Here is a 7319-nt window from a genome sequence, read left to right as displayed (position 1 = left end):
GGCCCCCCCGGGTTGTTGATGATTCCACCGGATGCCGCGGAAACGTCGGTCCAGGCCTGTGGATAACTGCCGGAGCCACGCTAGTCAGGAGGCGCCGGGTGAGCAAACTCCACTGTAGAACCGGCCTGCGTGTCGGTGCCAGGGTTGAACGGCGAGGCGGTGGATAATGACACGTTCCGCGCTCGGTTTGAGTTCTCGGGCATCTCGACGTAGCCTTAGTCGGTTGACTTATGCCCTCGTGGCGGTCGCCCCTGTACACATCGTCCCCGGTCTCGAGCGTCCCGGTGACACCTGATCGGAAGTAGTTCCCATGAGCAAGCGCACCTTCCAGCCGAACAACCGCCGCCGCGCCAAGAAGCACGGCTTCCGTGCCCGTATGCGCACGCGCGCCGGCCGCTCCATCCTCTCGGCTCGTCGCGCCAAGGGGCGCACCGAGCTCTCGGCCTGAGCCGAGCGGTGCTCGCGAGGCCGAACCGACTCACCCGCGGGGCGGAGTACAAGGCCGTCGTCCGTAGGGGTCGTCGGTGTGCCGGAGCGCACACCGTGACCTATGTCAACCGCGCTGTGACCGATGGTCCGGCGCGGTTCGGCTTCATCGTCAGCAAGCAGGTGGGCGGGGCGGTCGTGCGCAACACCGTCCGCCGTCGGCTCAAGGCGCTCTGCCACGAGTCGCTCGAGGTGGTCTCACCCGGAAGTGATGTCGTGATCCGCGCTCTGCCCAGTGCCGCTTCGGCCTCGTTCGCGGATCTGCGCAACGACGTCGAGAAGTGTCTCGCCCGGAGAGCAGCATGAGCGTCCTGCCCGCCTATGCCCTCGGACAGGCCGAGTTCTCGGCATCCGATTCCCTGCGCAGCGTGCCGCTGCTCCCCCGCAACGCCGTCCTTGCCCTTCTGCACGGCTATCGCGCCACCATCTCGCACACCTATGGCGACGTCTGCAAGTACTACCCGTCGTGTTCTGCCTACGCGGTCGGCGCGGTGCAGCAGCACGGGGCGGTCAAGGGTGCCGCGCTCACCGCCGCGCGTCTGGCGAGATGCCACCCCTGGGCGGTCGGCGGCGTCGACGACGTTCCGCCTCACAAGAACTTCCGGCATGCACTGACCCGCCATGGGTTCGTCGTGCCCGCCCCCACCGGAAAGGACTGATCCACCACATGGATCTCTTGTCAGCCCTGGCATCGACGCCGTCGCCCTCGGCGCCGGCTACCAACGGAGGATTCGACCTCTTCGGCATCATCCTGTGGCCCCTCAAGTGGGCCGTCGAGGCGGTGCTCGTCTTCTGGCACTGGCTCTTCACGGCGATCGGCCTTCCCGCCGCTGACGGCATCACCTGGGTGCTGGCGATCGTGGGCCTTGTGATCGTGGTGCGTTCGGCGATGATCCCGCTGTTCGTGCGGCAGATCAAGAGCCAGCGCAAGATGATGGAAATTGCTCCTGAACTGCGAAAAGTTCAGGAGAAGTACAAGGGCAAGCGCGATCAGCTCTCTCGTGAGGCCATGAGCCGCGAGACGATGGCGCTGTACAAGAAGCACGGCACGACACCTGTCTCGAGCTGTCTGCCCCTCCTGGTGCAGATGCCCGTCTTCTTCGCGCTGTTCAGCGTGCTCAACGACGTCACCAAGCACTACGCCGCCGGCACCGGTGGTGTCGGTCTGCTCAACGCCGAGCTCACGGCCGAGTTCTACAACGCGAAGCTGTTCGGCGTCGCTTCACTGCACGAGACGCTGATCCAGGCGTGGCAGGCGGGCAACACTCCGGCGATCATCATCCTGGTCGTCCTGGTGGTGCTGATGATCGCGTCGCAGTTCTTCACGCAGCTGCAGATCATCTCGAAGAACCTCTCCCCCGAGGCGAAGACCGGCCAGGCCTACCAGATGCAGCGGGTCATGCTGTACATCCTTCCGCTGGGATTCATCTTCTCGGGTGTCTTCTTCCCGCTCGGTGTCGTCATCTACTGGTTCGTGTCGAACCTGTGGACGATGGGTCAGCAGTTCCTCGTCATCCGCGAGATGCCCACGCCCGGCTCGGAGGCCGCCAAGGCGCGCGAGGAGCGACTCGCTCGCAAGGGCAAGGCGATCGACGCTTCGGGCAAGGTCGTACCGATGGACAAGTACCTCGCCGAGCAGCAGCGTCTCTACGAAGAGGCCGAGCGTGCACGCGCCGCCGCACCGAAGCGTCAGCAGCCGGTGAGCAAGCAGAGGGCCAAGAAGCAGGCGCAGAAGCAGCCGGGCCAGAAGCCGGCCGGTGACGCCGGGCCAGGTGCCGCCGGCTCGAGCTCGGCTTCCTGACACGCAATCCCCGACCCGACGTCACACGAGGATCACGCCATGACCACGTCCCCTGAGTACGCCCCTGTCGACACACGCGAGGAGCGGGTTCCCGCCACCGTCGCGCAGCTCGAGGAGGAGGGCGACGTCGCCGCCGACTTCATCGAGGGTCTGCTCGACATCGCCGACATCGACGGTGACCTCGATCTCGATGTGCGAGCCGGGCGGGCGTACGTCTCTGTCGAGGCACCAGCCGGCGGATCCGTCTCGCTCATCGCTGCGCCGGACACCGTTCAGGCGCTGCAGGAGCTGACCCGTATCGCGGTGCAGAACCGCACCGGACGGTTCTCCCGTCTGATCCTCGACGTCGGCGGCTCGCGTGACGCTCGGCAGCATGAGCTCGCTGCGCTCGTCGACCGAGCGATCGCACGGCTCGATGAGGGGGCGTCTCAGGCATCGCTGCCGGCGATGTCGAGCTACGAGCGCAAGGTCGTGCACGACATCGTCGCCGAGCGGGGCTTCGTGTCGGAGTCGTACGGCGACGGTGCTGACCGCCACACGGTGATCCGTCGGGCCTGAGCGCCCGTTTCACGTGAAACATCCGTGGAGACCGCTGCGATGACGATGATCGAGATCGAACAGGAGCCCGCCGCGGCCGGCGAGATCTTCGGCGACCGCATCGAGGTCGCGCGCCGCTTTGCGGAGGCGCTCGGGCAGCACGGCGAGGAGCGAGGTCTCATCGGCCCGCTGGAGCCGCCACGTCTGTGGTCGCGCCATATCCTGAACAGCGCAGTCATCGCTCCACTGTTCTCCGGCCGGGTCGGTGATGTGGGATCCGGTGCGGGATTGCCCGGGTTGGTCCTGGCGATCGCCCGCCCCGACGTCGAGTGGATCCTCATCGAGCCGATGGAGCGCCGGGTGGCGTGGCTGTCGGAACAGGTCGAATCTTTAGAGTTGGGCAATGTCGAGGTGCTTCGTGCTCGTGCTGAGGACTGGAAGCGCGGCCCGGCGCTTGATGCCGTGACCGCACGAGCTGTCAGCGCGCTCCGTACGCTCGTGCCGATCACCGCTCCCCTGGTCCGCGATGGCGGAGAACTCATCCTTCTCAAGGGAACGAGCGCCGGCGGTGAGATCGAAGCCGCCGAGAAGCAGCTCCGCAAGTACAAGGTGACGAACGCTCACGTCGAGATCGTCGGCGAGTCCCTGCTCCCGGAGCCTTCACGCGTCATCCGCGCGACTGTCCGCTGACCCTCGCCGCCGTGGAGCGGCGAAGTACGACCGTTTCGAGGACCCTCCGGTCGGGTAGCGGGGAACGAGCATATCGAGACCCCGCGGCCCCACAACGGCGGCAGTGTTTCACGTGAAACACTGTCCCCTGGGGCTCGCCCCCTATGGAGGGTCGGTCCCAAGCTCACCGGTCCGCTGGTCGCGGGGCAGGAGCCAACCGGGCCCCGCTGCCCTCCTCGTCCCCGCCGGTGGTGCGGCGAGGCACGAGCGTATTGAGGCACGGTGCCATCCCACGCAGGGTCGAGTCGAGGCGTACGAGCGCATCGAGACCATCTCCGCCCCACCGGCGCGATGAGGCGAGACCCGGGGCGTCCTCACCCCGCCGGTCGAGTACCGAGGTACGAGCGTATCGAGACCCGTGTCGACGCCAAGGGCCTGGAGTGTTTCACGTGAAACGTGGCTTCCCGGACCCGCCGACTCGGGCGATCCCCGGCCCCAAGCTTTCCTTCCGCCGGTCGAGTAGCGAGGAACGAGCGTATCGAGCGTGCCCTGAGTCTTCCGTCCCACCGAGAGCGGGTCGGCAGCTCACTAGCCCGCCGGTCGAGTAGCGAGGAACGAGCGTATCGAGACCCGTGTCGACGTCGATGGGTCTGGAGTGTTTCACGTGAAACGTGGGCTTCCCGGACCCGCCGACTCGGGCGATCCCCGGCCCAAGCTCCCCCTTCCGCCGGTCGGGTAGCGAGAAGCGAGCGTATCGAGCGTGCCCTGAGTCTTCCGTCCCACCGAGAGCGGGTCGGCAGCTCACTAGCCCGCCGGTCGAGTAGCGAGGAACGAGCGTATCGAGACCCGTGTCGACGTCGATGGGTCTGGAGTGTTTCACGTGAAACGTGGGCTTCCCGGACCCGCCGACTCGGGCGATCCCCGGCCCAAGCTCCCCCTTCCGCCGGTCGGGTAGCGAGAAGCGAGCGTATCGAGACCTACCTTCAGAGGCGTTCGCATCCTCACGCTAACCCAGCGTCGGCTTCTCCCCACGGCTTCGGATGCGCAAGTTGACCTCGGTGGGACGCCCATGCACTCGAGCCCGAGCCAGCATGAGGAGATGGCGTACATGTACATCTTGGAATGCTCTGACCGAACCCTCTACGTGGGAAGCACCCACTTCCTCGAGCACCGGCTCGCACAACACAAAGAGGGCGAGGGTGCGGCATACACCCGAAGCCGGTTGCCCGTGCGGCTCCTGTATTTCGAACAGTTCGACCGCGTAGCTGATGCGTATCGACGGGAGAAGCAAGTCCAGGGATGGAGCAGGACCAAACGACTGGCATTGGTGCACGGGAAACTGGATCGGCTCCCCGATCTCGCGAAGAAGCGGTTCCCAAAGGATCACTGACGAGTTGGCTCGCTACTCGGGTCTGGCGTTGTCGGGCTACCGAGAAGCGGATGCGATAGCGCGATGTTTCACGTGAAACGCCAGTGACCTGTGGTGTGGTGGGGGCCACGCCCTGTTCGCGGGCACCTGGACACCTGTTCCCCGCTCCCCGGCGGGGCTGGGTATGGGTCTCGATACGCTCGTTCCTCGCTACTCGACCAGCGGGATGGGGGTCTCGGTGCCTTCGTTTCCTGGTGCGCGAACCGGCGGATTGGCGAGCTACTGGTCGGCTCTGTACCGGACCGCGATACCCCGAGGGACGGTGTTTCACGTGAAACACTGTCGCCGGGTGCTCAGGCGGGGGTCTCGATACGCTCGTTCCTCGCTACTCGACCAGCGGAACAGGGGATCTCGATACGCTCGTTCCTCGGTCCTCGACCGGCGGGATCGATACGGTGGTGGGTCGCGGGGGGCGGGGGAGGCGCGAAAGGGTGGGGTCGCGGAGGGTTGTGGGGGTGGGGCGAGATAGAGTGGAACACGTTGTTCACCGGCTCGCGAAAGGGAGAGTGTTTCACGTGAAACAGCCCGACGAGACCGAAGCTCCGGCATCCTTCTCGTTCGACGACTCACCCATCGCCCGGGAAATCGCGGACCTCAGCGCGCGCCGCAAAGCGTTGGAGCTCGCGGAAACCCAGCTCACCGGACGCACTCGAGTGATGACGATCTCGAACCAGAAGGGCGGCGTCGGCAAGACGACGACCACGGTCAACCTCGCGGCGGCTCTGGCCGACCGCGGCGCCCGGGTCCTGGTGATCGACCTCGACCCGCAAGGCAACGCATCGACCGCACTGGGCGTCCCCCACACCGCCGATACACCCAGCGTCTACGACGTGCTCATCGATGACTTCCCGCTCGCCGATATCGTGCAGACCAGCCCCGAGTCACCCAACCTGCTCTGCGCTCCGAGCACCATCCACCTCGCCGGCGCCGAGATCGAGCTGGTCTCCCAGGTGGCTCGTGAGCACCGGCTTCGAACTGCCGTCGAGGAGTATCTTTCCACCCTCGACGAGCGCATCGACTTCATCCTCATCGACTGCCCCCCTTCGTTGGGACTTCTGACGATCAACGCCTTCACGGCCGCGAGTGAACTGCTCATCCCGATCCAGTGCGAGTACTACGCGCTGGAAGGACTGAGTCAGCTGCTCGGTACCGTGCGCATGATCCAGAAGCATCTGAACCCGCGGCTGCACCTGTCGACGATCATCCTCACGATGTACGACGGCCGCACACGCCTGGCCCAGCAGGTGGCCGACGAAGTGCGAGAGCACTTCTCTCGCGAAGTACTCGAGACCGTCATCCCGCGATCGGTGCGAGTGTCGGAGGCGCCGAGCTTCGGGCAGACGGTCATCGCCTATGACGGACATTCGGCCGGTGCGATCGCGTATCGCGAAGCGGCTGTGGAGATTATCCGGCGCGACAGCGCCTCGAACGAAGGGGATGCCTGATGGCAGCCAAGCGCACCGGACTCGGTCGAGGAATCGGCGCACTCATCCCGACCAATGAACAGGCCGATGAGCGTCCGTCCGACGTCTTCTTCCCGCGACCGGTGGCGGTCGAAGAGATCCAGGAAGATCTCGTCGAGGTGCCCGGCGCGCACCTCGCGCACCTCGACCCGAACGAGATCGTCCCGAACCCTCGCCAGCCGCGCACCATCTTCGACCCGGAGCACTTCGCTGAACTGGTCCACAGCGTCCGCGAGTTCGGCGTGCTGCAGCCAGTGGTCGTGCGCACCAACGAGAAGGGCCAGTACGAGCTCATCATGGGTGAGCGCCGTACACGCGCCGCCCGCGAGGCCGGCCTCACATCGATCCCCGCGATCGTCCGCGACACCGCCGACGAGCACCTCCTCCGTGACGCACTGCTCGAGAACCTCCACCGATCGGAGCTCAATCCGCTCGAAGAAGCGTCCGCCTACCAACAGCTGCTCGAGGACTTCGGCATCACGCAGGAGGAGCTCGCCACGCGCATCGGCCGCTCCCGCCCGCAGATCAGCAACACGATCCGCCTCCTCAAGCTCCCCGTTCCGGTGCAGCAGCGGGTCGCCGCGGGTGTGCTGACCGCCGGCCACGCCCGTGCGATCCTCTCGCTCGAAGACCCGGCATCGATGCAGCGCCTCGCCGACAAGATCGTCAACGAGGATCTCTCGGTACGCGCCGCAGAAGCCGCGGCGAAGCTTCCGGATGCCTCCCCCACGCGAGCTGCGAAGCCCCAGGCCGGATCTCGTCGCGCGCACCTCGATGAGGTCGCCGATCGGCTCGGCGACCGTCTCAACACGCGGGTGAAGATCGCCCTGACGGCCAAGAAAGGCCAGATCAGCATAGATTTCGCGAGCATCCAGGACCTGAACCGGATTCTCGAAGAGCTCGGCGAGACGGGCTACGGCGCGAACTGACCGGC

The 7319-nt window shown here is 66.0% G+C and carries 9 protein-coding genes; all 9 read left to right on the top strand.

Annotated elements, in window-relative coordinates; genetic code table 11:
• Window positions 1-310 precede the first annotated feature (310 nt).
• The 9 genes from rpmH to ACN9MP_RS18945 all read left to right on the top strand — a co-directional run bounded on the left by rpmH (window position 311) and on the right by ACN9MP_RS18945 (window position 7314).
• Window positions 311-448 carry a 50S ribosomal protein L34 gene (gene rpmH, locus ACN9MP_RS18985; protein WP_005054680.1) on the top strand — a complete coding sequence of 46 codons (138 nt, stop codon included), beginning with the start codon at window positions 311-313 and terminating at the stop codon, window positions 446-448.
• An 8-nt stretch (window positions 449-456) separates the two neighbouring features.
• Window positions 457-792 carry a ribonuclease P protein component gene (gene rnpA / locus ACN9MP_RS18980; protein ID WP_426322793.1) on the top strand — a complete coding sequence of 112 codons (336 nt, stop codon included), beginning with the start codon at window positions 457-459 and terminating at the stop codon, window positions 790-792.
• Window positions 789-1145, top strand: a complete 357-nt coding sequence (gene yidD / locus ACN9MP_RS18975) for a membrane protein insertion efficiency factor YidD (protein WP_426322791.1) — start codon at window positions 789-791, stop codon at window positions 1143-1145. The genes rnpA and yidD overlap by 4 nt, the downstream gene beginning before the upstream one ends.
• Window positions 1146-1153: 8 nt before the next feature.
• Complete coding sequence (yidC, locus tag ACN9MP_RS18970) at window positions 1154-2287, top strand: membrane protein insertase YidC (RefSeq protein WP_426322789.1); 1134 nt, start codon at window positions 1154-1156, stop codon at window positions 2285-2287.
• Between the two features lie 39 nt (window positions 2288-2326).
• On the top strand, window positions 2327-2845 hold the full coding sequence (locus ACN9MP_RS18965; protein WP_426322787.1) for a protein jag: 519 nt from the start codon (window positions 2327-2329) through the stop codon (window positions 2843-2845).
• A gap of 45 nt (window positions 2846-2890) precedes the next feature.
• The gene (rsmG, locus tag ACN9MP_RS18960) at window positions 2891-3514 is read left to right on the top strand and encodes a 16S rRNA (guanine(527)-N(7))-methyltransferase RsmG (RefSeq protein WP_426326132.1); all 624 of its coding nucleotides are present in this window, start codon (window positions 2891-2893) and stop codon (window positions 3512-3514) included.
• Window positions 3515-4592: 1078 nt separating this feature from the next.
• Window positions 4593-4883 carry a GIY-YIG nuclease family protein gene (locus ACN9MP_RS18955; protein ID WP_426322786.1) on the top strand — a complete coding sequence of 97 codons (291 nt, stop codon included), beginning with the start codon at window positions 4593-4595 and terminating at the stop codon, window positions 4881-4883.
• A 554-nt stretch (window positions 4884-5437) separates the two neighbouring features.
• Window positions 5438-6367, top strand: a complete 930-nt coding sequence (locus tag ACN9MP_RS18950; protein WP_426322784.1) for an AAA family ATPase — start codon at window positions 5438-5440, stop codon at window positions 6365-6367.
• Window positions 6367-7314 carry a ParB/RepB/Spo0J family partition protein gene (locus tag ACN9MP_RS18945; RefSeq protein WP_426322783.1) on the top strand — a complete coding sequence of 316 codons (948 nt, stop codon included), beginning with the start codon at window positions 6367-6369 and terminating at the stop codon, window positions 7312-7314. The genes ACN9MP_RS18950 and ACN9MP_RS18945 overlap by 1 nt, the downstream gene beginning before the upstream one ends.
• Window positions 7315-7319 lie beyond the last annotated feature (5 nt).

The sequence above is a fragment of the Microbacterium sp. E-13 genome (genome assembly GCF_049912955.1).
Classification (GTDB): domain Bacteria; phylum Actinomycetota; class Actinomycetes; order Actinomycetales; family Microbacteriaceae; genus Microbacterium.
The sequence above is the reverse complement of the archived record's forward strand: the minus strand, read 5'-3'. Positions and strand labels throughout refer to the sequence as shown.

Excerpts from the sequence above, each read along its gene's own strand:
- ACN9MP_RS18955 (WP_426322786.1), top strand. The coding sequence starts at position 4,593 with ATGGCGTACATGTACATCTTGGAATGCTCTGACCGAACCCTCTACGTG.
- yidC (WP_426322789.1), top strand. The coding sequence starts at position 1,154 with ATGGATCTCTTGTCAGCCCTGGCATCGACGCCGTCGCCCTCGGCGCCG.
- ACN9MP_RS18945 (WP_426322783.1), top strand. The coding sequence starts at position 6,367 with ATGGCAGCCAAGCGCACCGGACTCGGTCGAGGAATCGGCGCACTCATC.
- rpmH (WP_005054680.1), top strand. The coding sequence starts at position 311 with ATGAGCAAGCGCACCTTCCAGCCGAACAACCGCCGCCGCGCCAAGAAG.
- rsmG (WP_426326132.1), top strand. The coding sequence starts at position 2,891 with ATGATCGAGATCGAACAGGAGCCCGCCGCGGCCGGCGAGATCTTCGGC.
- yidD (WP_426322791.1), top strand. The coding sequence starts at position 789 with ATGAGCGTCCTGCCCGCCTATGCCCTCGGACAGGCCGAGTTCTCGGCA.
- ACN9MP_RS18965 (WP_426322787.1), top strand. The coding sequence starts at position 2,327 with ATGACCACGTCCCCTGAGTACGCCCCTGTCGACACACGCGAGGAGCGG.